The sequence below is a fragment of the Dyella sedimenti genome, from assembly GCF_022760995.1.
Lineage (GTDB): Bacteria > Pseudomonadota > Gammaproteobacteria > Xanthomonadales > Rhodanobacteraceae > Dyella > Dyella sedimenti.
On sequence record NZ_JAKWJO010000005.1, the window covers coordinates 219655 to 242395 of the forward strand.

Below are 22741 nucleotides of genomic sequence, written 5' to 3' on the forward strand. Positions count from 1 at the left end.
GCCTATCCTTCCGGGGCAATGCGGCGCGCCAGCACACGGTCGGCGGGCAGGAAGCGCGCGAACAGGTCGTCGGCGAAATCGCCGCCCGGCGCCTGTGCCCGCGAGCCGCCGGTAACGTACAGCCCGCACCACGCCAGGCGCCGCCCGCCGCGCGCCTCGCCCGCACGCAACCGGTCCAGGAACGCATCCAGCCCGCGCTGCAGGCGCGGCAGCGACTGCAGCAGGGCGAAGAGTTCGCGGCGGCCACGCGGCTGGCCCTGCACCGCCAGCGCCGCCAATGCGGCCGCGCGCATGCGCGGGATCACCATCTCGCCATGGACGTCCATGCGTCCCAACGCGTGATGCCCGCCGGGCGCGGCGCCGATGCGGCAACCCAGCGCGCGCCGGAACGCCGACGAGGGCAACGTCGTGCGGAACGTGGCGTAGCCGGGCAGCCCTTCCATGCCGGTGACCACGATGTAGAGAGGCAATTGCAGTTGCAGGCGGCGGGTAGCGGCATCGGCCATCGCATGCAGTCGGTCGGCGCACGCCTCGATCGACGGCGTGGTGCCCAGCAGGGTCTGCGCCGCGACGCACAGCACCATGCCGTCCGCCGGCAGCTTGCGGCGCTCGCGCGCCAGCTGCGCCAGGGCGTGCATCCAGGGCGATTCGTCGTGGCGCGGGTCGCCCGGTTCACGCAACAGGCCCATGCCCGGCTCGATCGCCACCACGGCGCGGAAGACCCACCAGTACCAAGGCCGGGCGTCGCCCTGGCCCGGCGACGTGCGGGCGTGCGGCGCATGGGCGGCGGCCTGCAGCAGACCGCGGACCTCCGCCGGATCGTCGCCCAGGAAGATCAGCCAGGGATGGCGCGACAACCGCCGCCATTCGCCGCGCCGCCGGAACGGATGCAGCAGCGCGCCGCGCAGGTGGCGCCCCGCATCGCGCAGCGTCGCCCACAGGTCGCCGATGCCGTAGCCGGCTTCGGTACTCACGGCCACGCGCGTATGCGCGCGCCTGACCACCTGCGCATGCCAGGCCAGCGCGCCGGCCCAGCCGAGCAGCGCGATGACGGTCACCGCCAGGCCCGCCAGGTACCAGGCCTGCGCCGGGGCGGCACTGCTGAATATCGGTCCCACGAAGGCCGCCAGCACCAGCCACACCACCAGCGTCGCCACCCTTTGCACCGCGCGCCGGCTGGCCCACGCCCCGGGCAGGCGCAGCAGGGGCGAGCCCGGCGCCAGGTAGGGCTGCGGCGTGATGGGATCGCGCTGGAGCGATTGCAGGATGGCCGGCGCGGTCACGCTGGGGCGGCAATGCAGCGCCTTAATCCGCCCCAGCTCGCCGCCATCGCCACGCTCGTAGTAGTACTGGCCGGCAAAGCCCAGCAGCAGCGCCATGCCGAATACCTCGCGCACCTCGTCCGCGTCGCCGGGAAGCCCGGCCAGGTGATCGAAGAACTCGCTCGCCGCCTCCGATGTACGGAACAGGCGCTGCTGCAGCGGGTTGCCCTGGTTCTTCCAGCGGTCGTGCCGCATGACCACCTCGTCGAACCAGGCCACCGCGGCGAAGGCCGCCATCTCGACCTGGGGCAGCGGCTTGCCTTCGGCCAGCGATGCCGTGCGCGCCTCGACGACCATGCCGCTGGCCCGTGCCTGGAGCGGCGCGAGCGCCTCGAGCGGGGCGCCCGTGCGCGCCTGCTCATCGAGCTGCAGGCCGTAGGCGAATACGGGCGAGAAACATTCCAGCAGACGCATGGCGCCTAGAGCCACGCTGGACGATCAAGGCCATCCCTCGCCCGGGAACGGGCGATGCGCTTGTCTGCATGAGCTACCGCGGATGCCAAGTCCACCCCGTGCCACCATCGCCACCGCCCTGCCTCAAGCGCGGTCCCCATTGAGCGACTCTCCCATCGCAGTGGCGGGATTCTCCCGGCCATCCGCCCGGTCGGCCATATCACCTAGAGGCTAGGCCATTCGGGGGCTCCGCACGGTTGCCGCGCCGATGCGCCGGGGGTTATGTTGCATGAGCGGATGCGCGGCGATGGGAACGCCACGTGACGCCATGGGGAATGACATGCGCATACTGATCGCGGACGACCACCGGCTGATCGTCGAAGGGGTCAAGCTCAAGCTGGGCGAACTGGGCCCCGACACCGAGTTTGTCGTTGCCATGGACAAGGCGGAACTGCGCGAGACGATCCACTCGCCGGAGGCGGCCGCGCTGTCGCTGGCGCTGATCGACCTGGCCATGCCCGGCGCGCAGGGCAACGAGCACCTGACCGAGATGATCGAACAGCTGCCGCACGTGCCGCTGATCGTACTCTCCGGCTCGGAGGATCCCTCGCTGATGAAAAGCCTGCTCGCCATGGGCGTGCAGGGCTTCATTCCCAAGGCCTATTCGCCCGACGTGATGCTCTCGGCGGTGCGGCTGGTGCTGTCCGGCGGCGTCTACGTGCCGCCCCTGCTGCTGCAGGAGCATGTCGATGGCGCCGGCACCACGCCGGCTTCGCCGGCTGCCTCGGCACAGTCGGCGTTCTCCGATTCGCTGGAAGAACGCCTGCGCAAGCTGCTCACCGAGCGCCAGATCGACGTGCTGCGCCTGCTTTCGCAGGGCAAGCCGAACAAGCTGATCGCCCGTGACCTGGGCATCAGCGAGGGCACCGTGAAGATCCACCTCGCCGCCATCTTCCGCGCGCTCAACGTGCGCAACCGGGTCGAGGCGGTGGTGGCTTCGCGGCGCATCAGCGGGTTGTAGGGCGCAAACGGCGTCGGGTGCGCCATGCGGGGGCGTGAACAGGCGCCAGGGCTTTCACCTGCGCCCCACATGGGCGGCGTATGCTGCCCCGGCCTGGGCGAGGCCCCCGATGGCCGCGCGCCCAGCCACTTCCGACGGCCGACCAGGAGATGCCGCGGTGGCGAGGGGACCGAGTTCACGCCGTGGGTGCCGGCATGCCTGGCCGAGGATGGCATGGCTGACGCTGGCCTGCCTGCTGTGCTGCGCCCTGCCGGCGCTGGCGGAGGCACCGCCACGCGCCGACACGCATATCAGCGCGCTGACCTTCGGCATCCTGCCGATCGGCGGCCCGTCCGAATCGCTGGAAGCCTGGCGTCCCATGCTGGACGACCTCAGCCGCACCCTGCAACTGCCGATACGCAGCCTGTCGGTGAGCACCTATGAGGGCCTGGCCCAGGCGATGACCGAGGAACGCGTCGATTTCGCCTTCGTCTCCGGGCGGCTCGCGCTCGACGCGGTCACCCGCGACCACATGCAGGTCATCGCCCAGCTCACGCGCACCAACGGTTCGCGCGGCTATTACTCGGTGCTGCTGGTCGCCAGGGACTCGCCACTGCGGACCATCGACGACCTGTTCCGGCAACCCGGCAAGCTGCGTTACGCGCGCGGCGAAGTACTGTCGGTTTCCGGCTATCTGGTGCCCGAGACGCAGCTGTTCGCCAACCGCCGCCTCGACTCGGACACCTTCTTCGCCAACGTCACCGTGGACAACCACCAGAACAACGCGTTGGCCGTGGCCAACGACGAGGTGGACGTGGCCACCAACAACACCGCCGACATGGAACGCTTCGCCAAGCGCTTTCCCGACCAGTACGCGCGGCTGCGCGTGCTGTGGACCTCCAGCCTGATTCCCCATGCGGTGGTGGTGATCCGCACCGACCTGCCGTCCGAGCTGCGCCGGCGGGTGGCCGCGGCGCTCACCGCCTACGGCAAGGGAAAGAATGCCGCGGCCGAGCTGGCCAAGCTGCAGCTGATCCACGACATCAGCGGCTTCGCGCCGGCCGGCAACGAAACCCTGGTGCCGTTCGCGGACATCGAGTTCAACCTCGACCGGCGCCGTGCCTACAGCGCCCAATGGGTGAGCGACGCGGCCATGCAGGCGCGCCTGCACAAGATCGACGCCGAGCACGAAGCGCTGGTCCGCCAGCTGATGGCGCCGCCGTCGCCGTGAACGGCGGCGGCGCGGCGGCCTTGCTCAATGCTGCTGCATGTCCTTGATGTTCATGCTTTGCCCGTTGGGCATGACCATGTCGCCGGGCTTCTGGTCGGCCGCGCAGGGACCCACCCAGTGGCCGGCGCTGGTCAGCGCGACGTGGCTCTGCCCCATCACCGCCGGGTCGTAGGACATTTCCCCATCGGTGCGATAGGCGGTATCGCCGTCGAACTTGGTCTCGCTGTGGCTGGTCATGTTGACCGACCCGTTGGGGGTATCCAGCTTGCACACCGCGTCGGACACCACGGTGGTGCCCTGCACGCTGATGTTGAACTTGCTGCACAGCTTCCCGCTCATCTGCGTGCCCATCTTGTACATTGCCTGGTCGGTGTCCGCGTCCAGGCAGAGCTTCATCACCTGCGGGTGGCCGCCCATGCCGGTGGTCTGCATCTCCCACAGGCCGGGCTTGCGCTTGGGCATGTTGGCGGGCAGGTCCTGCGCCAGGGCGAGGCTGGCGACGCCCAGCAGGGAAATGGCAAGCAGCGGGCGGCAACGTACGGACATGGGGATCTCCAAGAGGCCCGGCGGGCCATGCGGTGTGCAAGGTAACGCCAAATCGCAACGGCGTCATGCGACCGCCGCCGCTCGGGCCGCCTGGCCCCGCGCTTTCGCGTCCACGGGTCTGGATAGGCCATTCGAACTATGGCGCCTCGCGCTAGAACGAAGTGCGTATCGTGCTGCCGGCGACGATTCCCTAAAGTGCATGCGGGACGCCGCGCCGTCGGCGTGCCCGACACGGCCGTCATCGCCATCCTCATGCCGCAGGTCTCTCTCCATGCAGCCGACTCCTGCCATGTTCCGCCCACGGATGCCCCGGCCACGCCAGCACGCGTCGCCGGCACGGCAGTGCGCGCAGGAGGCCTGACGCATGGAACCACGCCCGCACCTGCTGCCCCGCCTGTTCATCGATGTCGTCCTGCCCAGCGCGATCGCCGCGCTGGCGCTGGTGCTCGCGCTGTGCGTACAGCAGACGCACCACCTGGCCGAGCGCACCGATGCCGCGATTGCGCTGCGCCTGGAACGCCTCGCCGGCGAACTGGGCAGCCAGAGCCAGGCACTGCCCCAGGCCACGCTGGACCGCGCCCTGCGCGACGGACAGGAGGACCAGTTGGTACGGGTGGAGCTGCACCGCCCGGACGGCAGCCTGTGGAGCAGCGGGGCGCCGGTCGCCGAGGGCGGCGCCATCTACCGCAGCGAGCTGCGCGACGCCGGCCAGGCCGCCTCGTGGCTGAGCATGCAGGTGGACATCCGTCCCCTGCGCCGCGCGCAGGGCATGGTCTGGTTGCTGGGCAGCCTGTGCGCCATGGGCATCGTCCTGCTCACCTGGCTGGCCAGGGCCACCCTGCGCCACCGGGTGATGGAACCGCTGGCTCAGGTGCGCGAAGCACTGCACGAACTGGTCAACGCCCGCCGTCCCACCTTGGAGATAGGCGCGACCAGCGCGGAATTCGACGACCTCCAGCTGACGCTGCAGCGCCTGACCGAACTGCAGGACGAGCAGCGCCGCGACTGGAGCGCCCTGCAGCACGACAACGCCGTGGAGGCGCTCGACCGCCTGCGCCAGAGCCAGGCGGCCACGCGCAGCAAATCCCAGTTCATTGCCCTGGTCAGCCATCACTTCCGGCAGCCGCTGCAGGCGCTCGAGCTGTTCGCCGGAGGCCTGGACGGCGATGGCGAGCGGCGTCCGCTGTTTGACCAGATGCGCGCCAGCATCGCCGCCATGACCCGCCTGCTGGACGCGCTGCTGGAAATCTCCCGGCTCGACGCCGGGGTCATCGCGGTGAAGCCGGCGGGCTTCACCGCCGCCGAACTGTTCATGCGCGACCGCACCTCGCTCAACCACGAGGCGGCGCAGCAGCAGGTCACCCTGGCCTGGCGTGGCAGCCACCACCGCCTGCACGGCGACGCCGACGTGGCCGCCCAGTTGCTCTACCAACTGGCCAGCAATGCCATCGCCAGCGCGCCGCACGGACGCGTGCTGATCGCCGCGCGCCGACGCGGCCAGGCCGTGCGCATCGAAGTGCGCGACAATGGGCCGGGCATTGCGGTGATCCACCAGCAGCGCATCTTCGAGGAGTTCGTGCAATTGCAGACCGGCGAAAGCGAGCGGCGCAACGGCTACGGCCTGGGCCTGGCCATCGCCGAGCGGCTGGCCCGGCTGCTGGGCACCCGCATCGGCCTGCGCTCCGAACCCGGGCGCGGCAGCACGTTCTGGTTCGATCTGCCGCACCTGCCGGTCATGGAAATCCATTCCACCCCGCGCAGCCGTTCCTCGGCCACCTGGCGACAGGCAAGCTGATCCCTCTCGACCGGAGCACAGGCGTCCGGAGCATGCCGGACCGTGTCTGTCGCCGCAGGCGCTTCGGCAAGCCGTCCGCGCCACGCGTCCTTGCACCGGCGGGCCGACGGGCACACGCTTCGCCGACTTCGACGATCCTGTGGTGACGAAGGCCGTATCGACCCTACATGTACGCCGTATTCCGGCGCGAATTCAACTGCACGCCAAGGCAATCTCCGCCAACTGATGGCACTGAATCGGGGATGGGTCAGATGAGAGTGGACGTCACTGGATACGAAAGCCCATTAAAAAACCCCGCTTGGGCGGGGTTTCTTTACCGTATCCTGGATCGCACTGAACATCCGTGGAAGCCAATTTGGTGGGCCGTCCGGGACTCGAACCCGGGACCAATAGATTAAAAGTCTACTGCTCTACCGACTGAGCTAACGGCCCATCTTCAAAGGCAAGCCTGCCATTTTATGATCTGTATGGCGCGGGCACAAGCAAAGGCGTTCAGGCGTAGCGGGTGGGATCGGGCAGCCCGGCGGCGGCGAAGCCCTGCGCGCGCAGGCGGCAGGCGTCGCAATGGCCGCAGGCGCGGCCCTGCGCATCGGCTTGGTAGCAGCTTACCGTCTCGGCGAAATCCACCCCCAGGCGCTGGCCCTCGCGGGCGATGTCGGCCTTGCTCATGCGCATCAGCGGCGCGTGTATGCGGATGCCCGCCCCTTCCACGCCCGCCTTGGTGGCCACGTTGGCCAGGGTCTCGAACGCCTCGATAAAGGCCGGGCGGCAATCGGGATAGCCCGAATAATCCACCGCGTTCACGCCGCACCAGATGTCGGTGGAACCGAGCACCTCGGCCCAACCCAGCGCGATGGACAGCATGATGGTGTTACGTGCCGGCACATAGGTCACCGGGATACCCTGCCCGTCGGCCTGGTCGAGCGGCACGTCGATATCGGCTGTCAGCGCCGAGCCGCCGATGGTGCGCAGGTCCACCTGCACCGTCTTGTGCTCGACCGCGCCGAGCAGGCGCGACACGCGCTCGGACGCTTCCAGCTCGGCGCTGTGGCGCTGGCCATAGGCCACACTCAGCGCGTACACCTGATAGCCCTGCTCGCGGGCGATGGCGATGGTGACGGCCGAATCCATGCCGCCGGAGACGAGCACGACGGCCTTGCGGGGTGACGATTGAGACATCGATGTATCCACTCCAGGGTTCAGGCCGGCGATCCGGCCGAAAAGCGCTGTCGGCAACACAGGCCGGCGCGCGGAAATCTATTGTGCGGCATCAGGCTGGCCAGTCGCGCACAGGGTGCGCTCCCATAGTTCGGTGCCATCCTGTGGGAGCACACCCTGTGCGCGACTCCACCCCGCCTCAATGCCCCGGCGCGTCGTTCCACAGCAGCTTGTGCAACTGCAACTGGAAGCGCACGTCCAGCCGGTCGGCGATGATCCACTCGGCCAGTTCGCGCGGCTGGACCGCGCCGTGCACCGGCGAGAACAGCACCATGCAGCGCGCGGCAAGCCCGTGTTCGGCCACCGCCGCGCGCGCCCATTCGTAGTCGGCGCGGCTGGCGATGACGATCTTCACCTGGTCGTGCGGCAGCAGATGGTCCAGGTTGGACCACAGGTTGCGCTGGGATTCGCCCGAATCCGGCGCCTTCAGGTCCATCACCTTGCGTACGCGCGGATCGACCCGCGACACGTCGAGCGCACCCGAGGTTTCCAGCGACACCTCGTGGCCGGCATCGCACAGGCGCTGGAGCAGGATCAGGCAGCGCTTCTGCGCCAATGGCTCGCCGCCGGTCACGCACACGTGCCTGGCCCCATGCGAGGCCACCTCGGCCACGATGTCGTCGATCGCGCGCCAGTTGCCGCCATAGAACGAATATTCGGTATCGCACCACACGCAGCGCAGCGGACAGCCGGTAAGGCGCACGAACACCGTGCGCCAGCCGATCGCATCGGCCTCGCCCTGGATCGAATGGAAGATCTCGGTGATGCGCAGCCGTTCGGCCGGGACCTTGGCCGGCGTGGCCATCACCACGCTGGCGTTGCTGCCGCTCACCGCCACGACCTCAGTTGGCCGTCTGCAGTTGCAGGCGGCGCAGGCGCTCCTGGGCCAGGCTGGCGGCCTTGGAACCTGGGTACTTGGCGGTGACGGACTTCAACGTGGCCTTGCCGGCATCGACCTGCTTGAGCTCGATCTGGCTGTAGCCGAGCTTGAGCAGGGCGTCGGGCGCCTTCTCGCTCTGCGGGAACTGGCTGAGCAGGGTCTGGAAGGCTTCCAGCGCCACCTGGTAGTTCATGGTGACGTAGTACGACTCGCCCAGCCAGTAATAGGCATTGGGCAGCAGCGGGCTGTCGGGGTACTGCTGGATGAAGCCGCGGAACCCACGCGAGGCGACCACGTAGTCGCCGCCCTTGAGCGCCTTGAAGGCATCGTCATAGGCCGCCTGTGCGCCTGCCGCGTTGGCGGCGGGCGCGGCGCCCTTCTTGCCGGCATCGGCGGCCGGTGCCGCCGGCTTGCCTGCCGCGGCGGCGGTGGGCGGTGGCGGCGTGGCAGCCGCAGGCGCGCCTGCCGGAGGATTGGGGGTGCTTGCGGCCTGGGCCGGATTGCCCGCCGCGCCACCGGCACCGCCCTCGAGGCGGCCCAGGCGCGAATCGAGATCCACGTACTGCGCCTTGTTCTTGTCGTTCGCTTCCTGCAGTTGGTGCTGCAGTTCCTCGATCTGGCCCTGCATCTGCTGCAACTGGGACTGCAGCGCCTGCACCTGGTTGACCAGGGTGGTGCCGCCCTGGTTCTGGTTCTGCGCCTGCTGCTCGAGCCGGGACACGCGGTCGGCGAGGCTGAGGCGGGAATCCTGGGCCGGCGCGGGGACGGCAAAAAGCATGGCGGACGCTATCGCGCCCGCCATGCCCATCCTGGCCGTGAAACGGTTAGCCAGTCGCTGCTTCATTACTTCGCCGTGTAGACGATCTCGACGCGGCGGTTCTTGGCCCAGCAGTCCTCGTTGTGCTCACGGCACACCGGCTTTTCCTTGCCGTACGAGATCACGTTGAGCTGGCTGGCCGAGCCGCCGTTCGACTGCAGGGCGCTGGACACGGCATTGCCGCGGCGCTCGCCCAGGCCGAGGTTGTACTCGCGGGTGCCGCGCTCGTCGGCATTGCCTTCCAGGCGGATCTGCGCCATCGGGCGATCCTGCAGGTACTTGGCGTGGCAAGCCATGATCTGCTGGAACTCCGGCTTGATTTCATCCTTGTCGAAATCGAAGTACACAACGCGCTGACGCAGGCAGGCGTCGGTATCGAGATCAGCCGGGGTGTACTTGTGCTCGGTGGGAGCCGGGGTGGTCACCGGAGCCTGCTCCGGGGCCGGCTGCGGCTTGACTTCCTGCTTCTTCGAGCATGCGGCCGCGCCAACGCAGAGCAGGGCGACCAGGGCGACGCGAACGGTCTTATTCATGGTGGACGTTCCTTCAAACAGGTTTGAGTTCCGACAGTCAATGATGATTGCGGTTTCGGGACAGTTTTCGCCGGTGAACCGGCTGTTATTTTGACATTTTGCTGCCGGCGGTGCGCTGTCTCGCAACCGCCTGACCCGCCGGGCGCGACGGATTGCCGCGCCTGGCAAGCTGGTAGACCCGGGGGGTCGGCGTTGGCTTCACGCCCGGATCACATGGCCGTGACGCTCGCGCGCCACGACATGAACTGGTCAACGCTGCCGATAGGGACCCCAGGCCGGTTCGCGAACGTCGCCATCGGCCAGCACGAGCCGCTGCCTGACGAGTCCATCGGCGGACACGGCATAGAGGACACCGCGCCGGCCTTCGGAGGCGGCGTACAGCAACATGCTGGCGTTGGGCGCGAAACTCGGAGTTTCATCGATCGGACCCGGCGAGATGAAGCGCACCTGCCCACCCAGACTGCGATCCATAATAGCAATACGATACACGTTCCCGTTGCCCTGCACCATCGCGATCTGGTTGCCGTCGTAGCTGATCGAGGCGTTGGCGTTGAACTGGCCCTGGAAGGTGATCCGGTCGGCCGAGCCGCCGCCGGCGGGCATCTGGTAGAGCTGCGGGCGGCCGGAACGGTCGGAGGTGAAGATGATGCTCTGGCCGTCCGGGGTCCAGCGCGGCTCGGTGTCGATGGCCAGGTTGGTGGTCAGGCGGGTCTCCTGGCGGGAGGCCAGGTCCATCACGTAGATCTCCGGGTTGCCCTGGTAGGACAGGGCCAGGGCCAGCTTGCTGCCGTCCGGCGAGAACGACGGGGCGCCGTTGATGCCCTTGGCGCGGGCCGAGAGCAACTGGCGCGAACCGGTGGTGATGTCCTGCACGTAGATGGCCGAGTTGCCGCTCTCGAAGGAGACGTAGGCAATCTTGCGGCCATCCGGCGACCACGCCGGCGACAGCAGCGACTCGCGCGAACGGGCCACCACCTGCGGGTTGTAGCCATCCGAGTCGGCCACGATCAGCGAGTAGGTGGTGTTGTTGCCCAGGCCCACGGCGGTGATGTAGGCGATGCGGGTCCAGAAGGCGCCGCGCACGCCGGTGATCTTCTCGTAGATGGCGTCGGCGATCTGGTGGGCCACGCCACGCAGGTCGCCGGCCGGGGCGGTGTACGCCTGGGCCAGCAGGCTCTGCTGCTTGTTGACGTCCCACAGCTCGTACTCCACCCGCAGCATGCCGCCACCGGCGTCGCTGATGCGGCCGACCGTGATGTAGTCCTGCTTGAGCAGGCGCCAGGTGGCGAAGTTGATGTCCGCGCCCTTGGAGGGCATCTCCACGATCTCGCTCTTGGCCAGCGAGCGGAACTTGCCGGAACGGTTGAAATCGTTGCGGATGACATCGGCCACGTCGGTGGGCAGCGGCGCGCCGCCGGCCTGGGCGAACGGCACCACGGCGATGGGCGTGGCCGTCTTCAGGCCGCCGACGATATCGACGTTGAGCGACTGGGCTGCCGCGGGACCGGCGATCAACGCGGCCACCACGAGCAGAACGAGGGCGAGGCTTGAGCTCAGTTTGCGCATGGGCTTCATCACTGCGGCCTGAAAGTGAAATCAAGTTGGCGTTGGAATACGCTCTCGAAACCCTTGTAGGGCAAGGGTTGCGCGCGCAGCACGGCGTTCTCGATGGAGCGCTTGCCGGCTTCGTCGTAGGGACAGCTGGAGTCGACCTTGGCACTCATCACGTCGCCGCCCGGCAGCTGCACGATATGCACGACGCACGGCGTGTCCGGCATGTTATCCGGGCGCAGCCAGTTCTGCGTGACCGCGTTCTGAATCGATGCCAAATACTGGGCGAGCAGCCCCGCGTCCGGGCCGTTGTTGCCGGTCTGCCGCTGGGCGGCGTTGGGCACGTTGGCCAGGCCGTTGTCCTGGGCGTTCTGCAGGTCCTGCATCTGCTGCTTAGCCTGCCTGGCCTTGCTGTCCGCCCGCTTGGTCTGCTGGTCGGCCGCGTCCATCTTGGCGAACAGCTCGTCGATCTGCTTCTGCTTTTCCTGCTTCTGCCTGGCCGCCTGGGCGTCCAGCTCGGCGGCGCGCTGCTTCTGCTTCTCTTCCTGTTCCTTCTTGGCGTCCTCGGCCTTCTGCAGGGCGTCGGCCACCACCTTTTCCTGGTCCTTGATGTCCGGGTGCTCGGGCGGCGGCGGCAGTGTCTTGACCTTGGGCGCTTCTTCCGAAGGCGGCGGCGGCACGGACGGCGGGGGGGGCACGGTGTCGGGCACCGGCTTGGCCTTGGCCGCCTTCGGCGGCGGCGCGCCGGTGGGGCCGACCAGGGTAGCCTCGATGATCTCGCCGGCCAGGGAAATCGGCTTGGCGCAGGTGATCGGATTCCAGCTCGCCGGCAGGTGCAGGGCGGCGAACAGCCCTTCGTAGAACGAGCACGGGATCACCGCGAGGGCCAGGAAGCCCACGATGCCAAGATGCAGGACGGCGGACAGGATGACCGCCTTGGAGGTGTCCTTGGGAGAGTCGGACCTCATTTCTTGCCGCTCGACTCCGGTGCGCTCATCAGACCGACCTTGGACACGCCGGCCTGCTGCAGCTGGGCCAGCACCTGGTACACGCCGTCGTACTTGCCGTCGCGGTCGCCGGCCACGAGGACGCTGACCTCGGGGTTGGCCTTCACGAAGGCGCCGACCTTGGCCTTCATGGCCTCGGCGTCGATCGGCTGCCGCTTCTCGTTGCCCAGGGTGAGGTAGAGCTGGCCGTTCTGGTCGACCGAGACGATCACCGGTTCCTTCCTGTCCTGCAGCGACTTGGCGTTGGCCTGCGGCAGGTTGACGTCGACGTTGGAGTTGAGCATGGGCGCGGTGACCATGAAGATGATCAGCAGCACCAGCATCACGTCGATGTAGGGAACGACGTTGATCTCGGATTTGAGCTTGTAGCGCTTGTGGCGCGCTGAGCTACGCATCGTTCAAGCCCTCGCTCAGGCCGCTTCGTCGGTCTGGATCTGCCGCTGCAGCACCGAGGAGAACTCCTCCTGGAACACTTCGTAGCGGGAGGCGACGCGTTCGACCTTGTTGGCGAAGCGGTTGTACGCCCACACCGCCGGGATCGCGGCGAACAGGCCCATGGCGGTGGCGATCAGTGCCTCGGAGATGTGCGGGGCGACCACGGCGATGGTCACGTCCTTCATCTCGCCCAGGCCCTGGAAGGCGCCCATGATGCCGATGACCGTGCCGAACAGGCCGACGTACGGGCTGATCGAACCGACGTTGGCGAGGAACTCGAGGTTGCGCTCCAGGCGGCCGATCTCGCGGGTGCCGGCCACGCGCATGGCGCGCTCGGAACCCTCGATGACCACGCGCATGTCGTGCACGCGGCGCTGGCGCTGTCGGACGAATTCGCGGAAGCCCGATTCGAACACGGTCTCCATGCCGCCGTTGCCCGCGCCGCGGTTGCTCACCTCGCGGAACAGCTGGGCCAGGTCGGCGCCGGACCAGAAGCGTTCCTCGAAACCCTCGGCCTCCTCCATCGCGGATTTCAGCTGCGCGTGCTTGCGGATGATGATCACCCAGGAGAGGAAGGAGAACACCAGAAGCACCAGCATGACCGCCTGCACCAGGATGCTCGCCTCGGCGACCAGCTTGAATATGTTCACTCCACCGTTCATTGCTCGAAGGTTCTCCAGCGCACGTACTTTATTGAGGGGAAAGGCCGGGGATGAGGTCGGCCGGAATCTGCACCGGACGCATGCGGCGGACGTCGACGCACGCCACGCGCACCTTCGCGCGGACCAGCTCCGCGCCGTCCGCCCGGTGGATCGATTGGGCGAAAAGGATACTGGCTGCGCGCCGTTCTTTGACTTCCACGCTTACCGACAGTTCATCATCCAGCAGGGCCGCCTTGAGGAAATCGATCTGCATCTCCCGGACCAGGAAGGCCAGGCCGGTCGATTCCTTGACCGCCGCCTGGCTGATGCCCAGTCCGCGCAGCCATTCGCTGCGGGCGCGCTCCATGAAACGCAGGTAGCTGGCGTGGTAGACCACCCCGCCGGCGTCGGTGTCTTCCCAGTAGACGCGGACGGGCCAGGTGAAGGGAGCGGGGGCGGTTTCGACGGTCATGAGGATGAGGGGCCAGGGCCGGGTAGTGAGGGCGCAAGTCCGCACGGGTATCGCGGCACTGAAGCCGGCCTCCGGGAGCCAGTTTTCACGCCCTCGCTATTCATCCCTCGTCCCTGCCTCGAAAAGATCGGCCGCCACCGCCTGGCGGGGCGGCGGGGTCAGCCCCAGGTGGCGCCAGGCCTTGGGGCTGGCCATGCGGCCGCGCGCGGTGCGCACCAGGAAGCCCTGCTGGATCAGGTAGGGCTCGACCACGTCCTCCAGCGTGCCACGGTCCTCGCTGAGCGCGGCGGCCAGGGATTCCACGCCCACCGGGCCGCCATCGAAGTTCTCGATGATGGTGACGAGCAGGCGCCGGTCCAGCTCGTCGAAGCCCTCGGCATCGACCTTGAGCATGTCGGTGGCGGCCCGGGCGGCGTCGAGGGTGATCTGGCCGTCCGCGCGCACCTCGGCGTAGTCGCGCACGCGGCGCAGCAGGCGGTTGGCGATGCGGGGGGTGCCGCGCGAGCGGCGGGCGATTTCCTGCGCCCCTTCCGGCCCGCAGGCGATGCCCATGATGCGGGCGGAACGGCGCACGATGGCGGTGAGCTCATCGGGCGTATAGAACTCCAAACGCTGCACGATGCCGAAGCGGTCGCGCAGCGGCGCGGTGAGCAGACCGGCGCGGGTGGTGGCGCCGATCAGGGTGAACGGCGGCAGGTCGAGCTTGATCGAGCGGGCCGCGGGGCCCTCGCCGATCATGATGTCGATCTGGAAGTCCTCCATCGCCGGGTAGAGCACTTCCTCCACCACCGGCGAGAGGCGATGGATCTCGTCCACGAACAGTACGTCGTGCGGTTCGAGGTTGGTCAGCAGCGCGGCCAGGTCCCCCGCCCGCTCCAGCACCGGGCCGGAGGTGGAGCGCACGTTGACGCCCAGCTCGTTGGCGATCACGTGGCTGAGGGTGGTCTTGCCCAGGCCGGGCGGTCCGAAGATCAGCACGTGGTCCAGGGCGCCGCCGCGCTTCCGGGCCGCTTCGATGTAGATCGACAGCTGCTCGCGCACCGCCTGCTGGCCCAGGTATTCGGCCAGCCGCTTGGGCCGGATGGAAGCCTCAAGGGCCTCGTCGTCCAGCTGGGCGGCGGCGGTGACGATGCGATGGTCGGTCATTACCAGGGAATAGGGAGTCGGGAATAGGGAGTCGGCCGGGTGCTGCCATTCTACCCATTCCCTACTACCCGTTCCTTCCCTTCTTCAAATCTCCACTTGCGCGCCCAGCTCGATCAGCCGGTTACCGGGGATCTGGAAGAACGCCGTGGCCGGCAGCGCGTTGCGCGCCAGGAAGGCGAACAGCTTGTCGCGCCACAGCGCCATGCCGGGCCGGCGGGCGTCCGCGATGATGGTCTCGCGCGAGAGGAAGAAAGTGGTGTCCATCATGTCGAACGGCAGGCCCGCCTTGGAGCACTTGGAGAGGGCCAGCGGGATGTTCGGGTCCTCGGCGAAGCCGAAGCGCAGCTCCAGCCCGTAGAAGTCGCCGCCCAGTTCGGTGATGGCGATGCGCTCGCCGGCGTCGGCCGTGGGCGTTTCCAGCATGTCCACCGTCAGCAGCACGTTGCGCTCGTGCAGCACCTTGTTGTGCTTGAGGTTGTGCAGCAGCGCGTGCGGTACGGCATGCTGGTTGGCGGTGAGGAACACCGCCGTGCCCGGCACGCGCAGTGGCGGGTGCTCGGCGATGTTCTCGATGAAGGGCTCCAACGCCAGGCCGGACTGCTTGATCTCGCGTACCACCAGCTCGCGCCCGCGGCGCCAGGTGGTCATCACGATAAACACGCCCACGCCCAGCACCAGCGGGAACCAGCCGCCATGGGCGATCTTCAGCGCATTGGCGCCGAAGTACGACAGGTCCAGCGCCAGCAGCAGGATGCCCACCGGCACCACCACGGCCCAGTTCCAATGCCAGTGCCGGCGCGCCACCACCAGGGCCAGCACCGTGGTCATGGTCATGGTGCCGGTCACCGCGATGCCGTAGGCCGCGCCCAGGTTGTCGGAGCTGCGGAAGCCCAACACGGCGCCGAACACCAGCACCAGCAGCATGCGGTTCACCCACGGCACGAAGATCTGGCCGGACATCTCGCGCGAGGTATGCACCACCGCCATGCGCGGCGAATAGCCCAGCGACATCGCCTCGCGGGTCATCGAGAACGCGCCGGAGATCACCGCCTGCGAGGCGATCACCGCGGCCGCCGTGGCCAGCGCGATCATCGGGTACAGCAGCGTCTGCGGTATCAACAGGTAGAACGGACTCTCGATCGCCCTCGGGTTGAGCAGCAGCAGGGCGCCCTGGCCGAAGTAGTTGAGCAGCAGGGCCGGCAACACGAAGCAGAACCATGCCATGCGGATCGGCTTCTTGCCGAAGTGGCCCATGTCCGCATACAGCGCCTCCGCGCCGGTCAGTGCCAGCACCACGCCGCCCAGCGCGATGAAGGAGGTCTGCCCATGACTGAAGAAGAAGCGCACGGCATAGGCCGGATTGACCGCGTACAGCACCTGCGGATGCTGCACGATCTGGCGTATGCCGAGCACCGCCAGCACCAGGAACCATACCGTCATCACCGGCGCGAACGCCTTGCCCACCGCATGCGTGCCGTGGCGCTGGAGGGCGAACATGCCGGCCAGGATCACCAGCGCGATCAGCACCACGAAACGTCCCAGCGAGGGCGCAGCCACCTCCAGGCCTTCCACGGCGCCCAGCACCGAGATCGCCGGCGTGATTACGCCGTCGCCGTAGAACAGCGCGGCGCCGAAGATGCCCACGAGGCCAAGCACCCAGCGCGCCCGCGCCGAACTGCCCATGGAGCGCTGCGCCAGGGCCATCAGCGCCATGATGCCGCCCTCGCCCTTGTTGTCGGCGCGCATCACGAAGGTCACGTACTTGAGCGAAACCACGATGATGAGCGACCAGAAGATCAGCGAGAGCACGCCGAGCACCGCCGGCGGCGTGGGCGTCATGCCGTGCGTGCCCAGCGTTTCCTTCATGGTGTAGAGCGGGCTGGTGCCGATGTCGCCGAAGACGACGCCGATCGCTCCCAGCGCAAGCTTCATAACGCGGCGGCGCAGATCCGATGCGCTGCCGTTCTGCATGCTTTCATGGCCCACGTGAATCAGCTCCCGAGTGCGGCGCGCAGCGCCTTGCGGATGATGGCTTCGGCGGTGTCGCCCTCGGCGGCGACCTTCTGCACCAGGCGGGCGACTTCCGCCGGCTTGTAGCCCAATTGCTGCAGGGCCACCGTGGCCTCGCCGGCGGGATCGAGCGCCGCGCTGTCGGCCCGCACGCCGGCGCCCGGCAGAACGGTGCCAGCCATGCCGTCCACGCGATCGCGCAGTTCCACCACCATGCGCTCGGCGGTCTTTTTGCCGATGCCGGGGATCTTGGTCAGCGCCACCACGTCGCCAGCCTGCACCAGCCGCGCGAAGTCGCCGGTGGAGACGCCCGACAGCACGGCCAGCGCGATCTTGGCGCCGATGCCGCTGACCTTCTGCAGGTTGCGGAACAGCGCGCGCTCGGCCTCGTGCAGGAAACCATAGAGGGCGACGCTGTCCTCCTTCACCGCGTAATGGGTGAGCAGGACGACTTCCTTGCCGGTGGCCGGCAGGTCGTAGATGGTGGACATGGGCGCCTCCAGCTCGTAGCCGACGCCCCCCACCTCCACCAGCAGCCACGGCGGCTGCTTGGAGACCAGGATGCCGCGCAGGCGACCGATCATCGGCGACGCCTCCAGGCGGTGCGCGGGATGCCCACGCGCGCGAGGCTGGCGCGGGTGTGCGCGTGCGCCACGGCGATGGCGAGCGCGTCCGCGGCGTCGGCCTGCAACGGCCCCTTGAGTCCGAGCAGGACACCGATCATGTGTTGTACCTGGGTCTTGTCGCCACGCCCGCTGCCTACCACGGCCTGCTTGACTTCCGTCGCTGCGTACTCGTGCACCGCGATCCCCTGGCTGACGACCGCGCAGATCGCGGCTCCCCTCGCCTGCCCCAGTTTCAGTGCCGAATCGGCGTTGCGCGCCATGAATACGCGCTCCACCCCGCACTCCTCCGGTCGATGGGCGGCGATGATGGCACACAGCTCGTCAAATATGCGTTTCAGGCGCAGCGGGAAGCTGGCCTCGCCGGCCACCGCCAGCGCGCCATGGAAAACGTGGGACAGCTTGCCGCCGGCGTCGACATCGATGATGCCGACACCCGTGCGCTGGCTGCCCGGGTCGATGCCGATGATGCGCGTCATGAGCGTGGCGTCGCCGGACCGGCGGACGGCGAGCGCTTAGCTGTCCGCCTCGGCGGGCAGCAGCGCGTTGTGCGAGACCTCGCTCACGTCGTCGAGCGCATCGAGCTTCTCGATCAGGTCGAGCAGGGTTTCCAGTGCCTCCTCGGGCACCGGCACGCGGTTGTTCGGACGCATGCCGACGCCGGCATGCTCGGCGCTGAGGCCCGCCGCGGCGAGCGCCTGCTGCACGGCCTCGAAGTTTTCCGGCGCGCACAGCACGGTGCTTTCGCCGTTCTCATTCACCACGTCGTCGGCGCCGGCCTCCAGCGCGGCCTCCAGCACCTTTTCCTCGGCCGCCTCGTCGCCGCCGGTGGCGAACACCAGCTCGCCCACGCGGGAGAACTGGAACGCCACCGAGCCGGAGGTTCCCAGGTTGCCGCCATGCTTGGTCAATGCGTGGCGCACGTCGGCCACGGTGCGGGTCGGGTTATCGGTGAAGCAGTCGATGATGAGCGCGATGCCGCCCGGGCCATAGCCCTCGTAGCGCAGCTCTTCCATCGCGGCGCCGCCGTCGGCGCCCGAGCCGCGCTTGATGGCGCGCTCGATGGTGTCCTTGGGCATGTTGGCCGACAAGGCCTTGTCCACCGCCGAGCGCAGGCGCGGATTGAGCGCGGGATCGGGCACGCCGCCGCGCGTGGCAACGGTGATTTCGCGGATCAGCTTGGTGAACACCTTGGCGCGCTTGGCGTCTTCGGCGTTCTTGCGACCTTCGATGGACGGGCCTCTACCCATGGCACTTCCTGCAAATCTGCTGAACGGACAAGAGGTGAATTGTATCGCCTTGGAGCCTCGACCGGGCAAGCAGCCAGACCAGGACGGCCCGGCGGTCATCCCGCTACGTGCCCGAAACGCCCATGGTGCAGGAATTCGATGACCTGCCGCGCCGCCTCGTGGGAGAACAGCAGGCCCGTATGGTTGGTTTCCACGATGCAATGGTCGGCGATGCCCGGCAGGCGCGTTTCCTCCACCGTCACGCAGCCGTCGTTGTCGCCCTCGAACTGGCCCAGCACGCTGCCCAGCCCCAGCGGCAGGCGCCCCGCCACCACGCCGACCTCGCGCGGTCCCTCCCAGCGCTCGAAGCCGTGCTCGATCAGTTCGCGGTTATGACCCAGCAGCACCTCGCCGCCGCGCCCCATGCCGGCGAAGCGCCGCGCGGCCGCGCTGCCCTTGAGCGGCGCCCCCAGGCAGACCACCCGGCCCGGCGGCAGCTGCGCATCCTCGGCGCAGGCCCTGAGGGCGAGCAGCCCGCCCAGGCTGTGGCCGACCAGGTGCACGTTCGGCGCCTCCTGCGCCAGCGCGTGGATGCGCGCCTCCAGGCTACCCAGGATACGCGGCTGGGTGGCGGCCACGCTCATGTAGTCGAAGCGGTGCACGCGCAAGCCCGCCTCCATCAGGCGCCGATGCAGCATCAGCAGCGCGAAGCCGCGCATCCACAGGCCATGCAGGAGAATGACGTGATCGGTCATGGTGCGGGACAACGGCCTTCAATGACGGGACGGGCGACCGATCGCAACCCGGTCGTATCGACGGAGTCCATTGTGCATAAAAAGTTGCAGCGGACCGCGCCGCGGCACCTGCCGTCATTCCGGCGCAGGCCGGAATGACGGCAGGACAGTCAGGCCGGCCTGGCCTCCGCCGCCACGCGCACGTGCAGTTCCTTGAGCTGCGGCTCCGATACCGCCGATGGCGCGTCGGTCATCAGGTCCTGCGCGCTGGTGGTCTTGGGGAAGGCGATCACGTCACGGATCGACTCGGTACCGGCCATCAGCGCGGCGATGCGGTCGATGCCGAAGGCCAGGCCGCCGTGCGGCGGCGCGCCGAACTTCAGCGCCTTCAGCAGGAAGCCGAACTTCGCCTCGGCTTCCTCCGGGCCGATGCCCAGCAAGTCGAACACCGTGCTCTGCATCTCCGGGCGATGGATGCGGATGGAGCCTCCACCGATCTCGTTGCCGTTGAGCACCATGTCGTAGCCGCGGCTTACCGCGATGGCGGCGTTGGCGCGCAAGTCGTCCACGTCGTCCACCTTGGGCGCGGTGAACGGGTGATGCAGGGCGACGAAACGCTGCTCTTCCTCGTCGTACTCGAACATCGGAAAGTCGGTGACCCACAGCGGCTTCCAGCTGTTCTCCACCAAACCACGATCCTTGCCGACCTTCAGGCGCAGCGCGCCCATGAAGTCGGTGACGGCCTTCCACTTGCCCGCGCCGAAGAACACCATGTCGCCGCTCTGCGCGCCGGTGAGCTTGAGCACGCCCTCCAGTGCCACGTCGTCGAGGAACTTGGCCACCGGCGAGTTGATGCCGTCGCGGCCCTTGGAAAGATCGTCCACGCGCAGCCACGCCAGGCCCTTGGCGCCGTACTTGGCCACGTACTCGGTGAGCTGGTCGATCTCCTTGCGGGTGAAGGTGGCGCCGCCCGGCACGCGCAGCGCGGCCACGCGGCCGCCGGCATCGTTGGCCGGCTCGGCGAACACCTTGAACTCCACGTGCTTCACCGCCTCGGCGACATCCACCAGTTCCAGCGCGATGCGCAGGTCCGGCTTGTCCGAGCCGTAGCGGCGCATCGCCTCGGCCCAGGTCATGCGCGGGAAGGTGGCGTCCAGCTCCACGCCCTGCACTTCGCGGAACACGTGGCGAATCAGTTCCTCCACGAAGTCCTGCACGTCTTTTTCCTCGACGAAGGCGAACTCCAGGTCGAGCTGGGTGAACTCCGGCTGGCGGTCGGCGCGCAAGTCCTCGTCGCGGAAGCAGCGGGCGATCTGGTAGTAGCGGTCGAAGCCCGCCATCATCAGGATCTGCTTGAACAACTGCGGCGACTGCGGCAGCGCGTAGAACTGGCCTGGGTGCACGCGGCTGGGCACCAGGTAGTCGCGCGCGCCTTCCGGCGTGGCCTTGGTGAGGATGGGCGTCTCGATGTCCTGAAAGCCACGCGCGTCGAGGTAGCGGCGCAGCGCCTGCACCAGCTTGATGCGCGTGCGGATCATGCGCTGCATCTCGGGGCGGCGCAGGTCGAGGTAGCGGTAGGTCATCCGCATGTCCTCGTTGGGATTCTCGTGCAGGGCGAACGGCAGGTCCTTCGCCGCGTTGAGCACCTCCACCGTGTCGGCCAGCAGCTCCACCGTGCCGGTGCGCAGCTTGTCGTTGACCGACAGGCGCTTGCGGATGGTGCCGGTGACGCGCAGGCAGTACTCGTTGCCGATCTCGCCGGCCACCGCGAAGGCGGTGGCGTTCTCGCGCTCGATCACCACCTGGGCCAGCCCCTCATGGTCGCGCAGGTCGACGAAGGCCACGTGGCTCTGCAGGCGGAGGGTATTGACCCAGCCGCAAAGGGTGACGGTCTGGCCGACCAGCGCCTCGTCGATGAGGCCGCAGTAATGCGTGCGCATGCGCTTGGAACTCCGGGCCGCAGGGCGGCGAGATGCGTGGAAAAGACCGCGAATGTTAGCACTGGCGCGGCATTGGCGGGCGGCGTACGCGCCGGCCCACCGGAAACCGTGCCTACCAGCGCCGGTCCACCGAGAACAGGCCGCGGCAGCCCTTGGAGACCCACACGCCGGCGCGGTTCCAGCCCCAGCTGGCATCCTGCCGGCAGGGCGAGCCCGACAACTGCCGCAACAGGCGCACGCCGCCGTGGCCGCCCACGTCCACCTGGCAGAAGTGGTACTCGCGGTCGTTGCTCTCGCACTGCAGGCGGATCTCGCGGTTCCAGTCGGGACCTGGCCGCCAGCCGCCGCCCGAAGGCGGCGGAGGCGGCGCGTAACCGCCGCGGCGGATCTCGACGAACTGGCCGCGGCAGCCGCGGTCCACCCACAGCCCGCCGCGATCCACGCCCCAGGTCTGCCCGCGGGTGCACGGGCTGTTGGATTCCTGCCGGATCAGCTCGGCATCGCGCCAGGGCACCTGGCAGCGCGTGAAATGGCCATCATCGCTGCCGCAGCGAACCGGGTCGCGCCCCTGCGCCCGCGCCGCCGGCGCGGCGGCCAGCCAAAAAAAGCCGGCCAACAGGCCGGCGGTCATACCCATCGAAACCGATCGCATCCGGAACATCGTTGCCCGCTCCTTCCAGGTCCATGGCGTGAGGCCACGCTAGCGGGCGTATCTTCAACCGGATTTGAATATCTTGCGACCTCGCCGCAAAAACCTGCCTGTCGGCCAAGTGGCGTTCAGGCAGGCCGATTGTCAGCTATCGCCGCCGCTGGAAGCCGGCGCGGGCGCAGGCGCCGGGGCTGGAGCGCTGGCGTCGCCGGCCAGGTTGCGCTTCTTGTCGCCGTCCTTCTTGAAGTCGGTCTCGTACCAGCCGCTGCCGGCGAGGCGGAAGCCCGGCGCGCTCAGCCGGCGCTTCACCTCGGCCACGTCGCAAGCGGGGCAGATCGTGGGATCGGGATCGGACAGCTTCTGCAGGCGGTCGAAACGATGGCCGCAACGGCCGCATTCGAATTCGTAGATAGGCATGGGGAGACTCCGTAATTCCGGCCGGCGCGGGCACCGGCAGCCCGGCATTATTGCGTCGAAGAGGGCAAATTCAACGGCTGGGCTACCCTTGCCTGTTCGAAACCTTCGCGTGGCCCAAGCACCCCCTCCCAGCCCCCCCCCTGCACGCAGGG

At 68.3% G+C, this 22741-nt stretch carries 23 protein-coding genes and 1 tRNA gene; 3 read left to right on the plus strand and 21 right to left on the minus strand.

What is annotated here, in order from left to right; translation table 11 throughout:
• Nucleotides 1-2: 2 nt before the first annotated feature.
• Nucleotides 3-1736 carry a type VI secretion protein IcmF/TssM N-terminal domain-containing protein gene (locus MJ605_RS12745; protein ID WP_243041901.1) on the minus strand — a complete coding sequence of 578 codons (1734 nt, stop codon included), beginning with the start codon at nt 1734-1736 and terminating at the stop codon, nt 3-5.
• 319 nt (nt 1737-2055) lie between these two features.
• Here MJ605_RS12745 and MJ605_RS12750 point away from each other — a divergent pair, with 319 nt between their 5' ends.
• Nucleotides 2056-2736, plus strand: a complete 681-nt coding sequence (locus MJ605_RS12750) for a LuxR C-terminal-related transcriptional regulator (RefSeq protein WP_243041902.1) — start codon at nt 2056-2058, stop codon at nt 2734-2736.
• 208 nt (nt 2737-2944) lie between these two features.
• Entirely contained in the window at nt 2945-3946 is a 1002-nt protein-coding gene (gene phnD / locus MJ605_RS12755) for a phosphate/phosphite/phosphonate ABC transporter substrate-binding protein (protein WP_243041903.1), read from the plus strand.
• Between the two features lie 24 nt (nt 3947-3970).
• Here phnD and MJ605_RS12760 read toward each other — a convergent pair whose 3' ends face one another.
• Nucleotides 3971-4492 carry a DUF3617 domain-containing protein gene (locus tag MJ605_RS12760; protein ID WP_243041904.1) on the minus strand — a complete coding sequence of 174 codons (522 nt, stop codon included), beginning with the start codon at nt 4490-4492 and terminating at the stop codon, nt 3971-3973.
• A gap of 364 nt (nt 4493-4856) precedes the next feature.
• Between MJ605_RS12760 and MJ605_RS12765 the strand changes: the two genes are divergently transcribed.
• On the plus strand, nt 4857-6287 hold the full coding sequence (locus tag MJ605_RS12765) for a sensor histidine kinase (protein WP_243041905.1): 1431 nt from the start codon (nt 4857-4859) through the stop codon (nt 6285-6287).
• 356 nt (nt 6288-6643) lie between these two features.
• Here the strand turns inward: MJ605_RS12765 and MJ605_RS12770 are convergent.
• The 19 genes from MJ605_RS12770 to MJ605_RS12860 form a co-directional block, all read right to left on the minus strand.
• Nucleotides 6644-6719, minus strand: a tRNA-Lys gene (locus MJ605_RS12770).
• Between the two features lie 60 nt (nt 6720-6779).
• Nucleotides 6780-7466: a 7-cyano-7-deazaguanine synthase QueC gene (queC, locus tag MJ605_RS12775; protein WP_243041906.1), complete on the minus strand. Its 687-nt coding sequence runs from the start codon at nt 7464-7466 to the stop codon at nt 6780-6782.
• Nucleotides 7467-7644: 178 nt separating this feature from the next.
• On the minus strand, nt 7645-8310 hold the full coding sequence (gene queE / locus MJ605_RS12780; protein ID WP_243041984.1) for a 7-carboxy-7-deazaguanine synthase QueE: 666 nt from the start codon (nt 8308-8310) through the stop codon (nt 7645-7647).
• 37 nt (nt 8311-8347) lie between these two features.
• Entirely contained in the window at nt 8348-9163 is an 816-nt protein-coding gene (ybgF, locus tag MJ605_RS12785) for a tol-pal system protein YbgF (RefSeq protein WP_486599041.1), read from the minus strand.
• A 65-nt stretch (nt 9164-9228) separates the two neighbouring features.
• Nucleotides 9229-9735: a peptidoglycan-associated lipoprotein Pal gene (pal, locus tag MJ605_RS12790; protein ID WP_243041908.1), complete on the minus strand. Its 507-nt coding sequence runs from the start codon at nt 9733-9735 to the stop codon at nt 9229-9231.
• Nucleotides 9736-9984: 249 nt separating this feature from the next.
• Nucleotides 9985-11301, minus strand: a complete 1317-nt coding sequence (tolB, locus tag MJ605_RS12795) for a Tol-Pal system beta propeller repeat protein TolB (protein ID WP_243041909.1) — start codon at nt 11299-11301, stop codon at nt 9985-9987.
• Nucleotides 11302-11309: 8 nt separating this feature from the next.
• Entirely contained in the window at nt 11310-12254 is a 945-nt protein-coding gene (gene tolA, locus MJ605_RS12800; protein ID WP_243041910.1) for a cell envelope integrity protein TolA, read from the minus strand.
• Nucleotides 12251-12688: a protein TolR gene (gene tolR, locus MJ605_RS12805; protein WP_243041911.1), complete on the minus strand. Its 438-nt coding sequence runs from the start codon at nt 12686-12688 to the stop codon at nt 12251-12253. The genes tolA and tolR overlap by 4 nt, the downstream gene beginning before the upstream one ends.
• A gap of 15 nt (nt 12689-12703) precedes the next feature.
• The gene (gene tolQ / locus MJ605_RS12810) at nt 12704-13390 is read right to left on the minus strand and encodes a protein TolQ (RefSeq protein ID WP_243041912.1); all 687 of its coding nucleotides are present in this window, start codon (nt 13388-13390) and stop codon (nt 12704-12706) included.
• Between the two features lie 28 nt (nt 13391-13418).
• A complete protein-coding gene (ybgC, locus tag MJ605_RS12815; protein ID WP_243041913.1) occupies nt 13419-13841 on the minus strand; it encodes a tol-pal system-associated acyl-CoA thioesterase in 423 nt (140 codons plus the stop codon).
• Nucleotides 13842-13937: 96 nt separating this feature from the next.
• Nucleotides 13938-14987 (minus strand): Holliday junction branch migration DNA helicase RuvB, encoded by a 1050-nt coding sequence (gene ruvB, locus MJ605_RS12820; RefSeq protein ID WP_243041914.1) that lies wholly within the window; start codon nt 14985-14987, stop codon nt 13938-13940.
• An 84-nt stretch (nt 14988-15071) separates the two neighbouring features.
• A complete protein-coding gene (locus tag MJ605_RS12825; protein WP_243041985.1) occupies nt 15072-16958 on the minus strand; it encodes a potassium transporter Kup in 1887 nt (628 codons plus the stop codon).
• A 20-nt stretch (nt 16959-16978) separates the two neighbouring features.
• Nucleotides 16979-17581, minus strand: coding sequence for a Holliday junction branch migration protein RuvA (gene ruvA, locus MJ605_RS12830; RefSeq protein ID WP_243041915.1), 603 nt, complete (start codon nt 17579-17581; stop codon nt 16979-16981).
• Nucleotides 17578-18099 (minus strand): crossover junction endodeoxyribonuclease RuvC, encoded by a 522-nt coding sequence (ruvC, locus tag MJ605_RS12835; RefSeq protein ID WP_243041916.1) that lies wholly within the window; start codon nt 18097-18099, stop codon nt 17578-17580. Before ruvC ends, ruvA begins: the two co-directional genes overlap by 4 nt.
• 36 nt (nt 18100-18135) lie before the next feature.
• Entirely contained in the window at nt 18136-18870 is a 735-nt protein-coding gene (locus MJ605_RS12840) for a YebC/PmpR family DNA-binding transcriptional regulator (RefSeq protein ID WP_243041917.1), read from the minus strand.
• A gap of 95 nt (nt 18871-18965) precedes the next feature.
• Nucleotides 18966-19604: an esterase/lipase family protein gene (locus MJ605_RS12845; RefSeq protein ID WP_243041918.1), complete on the minus strand. Its 639-nt coding sequence runs from the start codon at nt 19602-19604 to the stop codon at nt 18966-18968.
• Between the two features lie 149 nt (nt 19605-19753).
• Nucleotides 19754-21523, minus strand: a complete 1770-nt coding sequence (gene aspS / locus MJ605_RS12850; RefSeq protein WP_243041919.1) for an aspartate--tRNA ligase — start codon at nt 21521-21523, stop codon at nt 19754-19756.
• A gap of 112 nt (nt 21524-21635) precedes the next feature.
• Nucleotides 21636-22160 (minus strand): DUF3011 domain-containing protein, encoded by a 525-nt coding sequence (locus tag MJ605_RS12855; RefSeq protein WP_243041920.1) that lies wholly within the window; start codon nt 22158-22160, stop codon nt 21636-21638.
• A 156-nt stretch (nt 22161-22316) separates the two neighbouring features.
• On the minus strand, nt 22317-22589 hold the full coding sequence (locus MJ605_RS12860; protein ID WP_243041921.1) for an FmdB family zinc ribbon protein: 273 nt from the start codon (nt 22587-22589) through the stop codon (nt 22317-22319).
• Between the last annotated feature and the right edge of the window lie 152 nt (nt 22590-22741).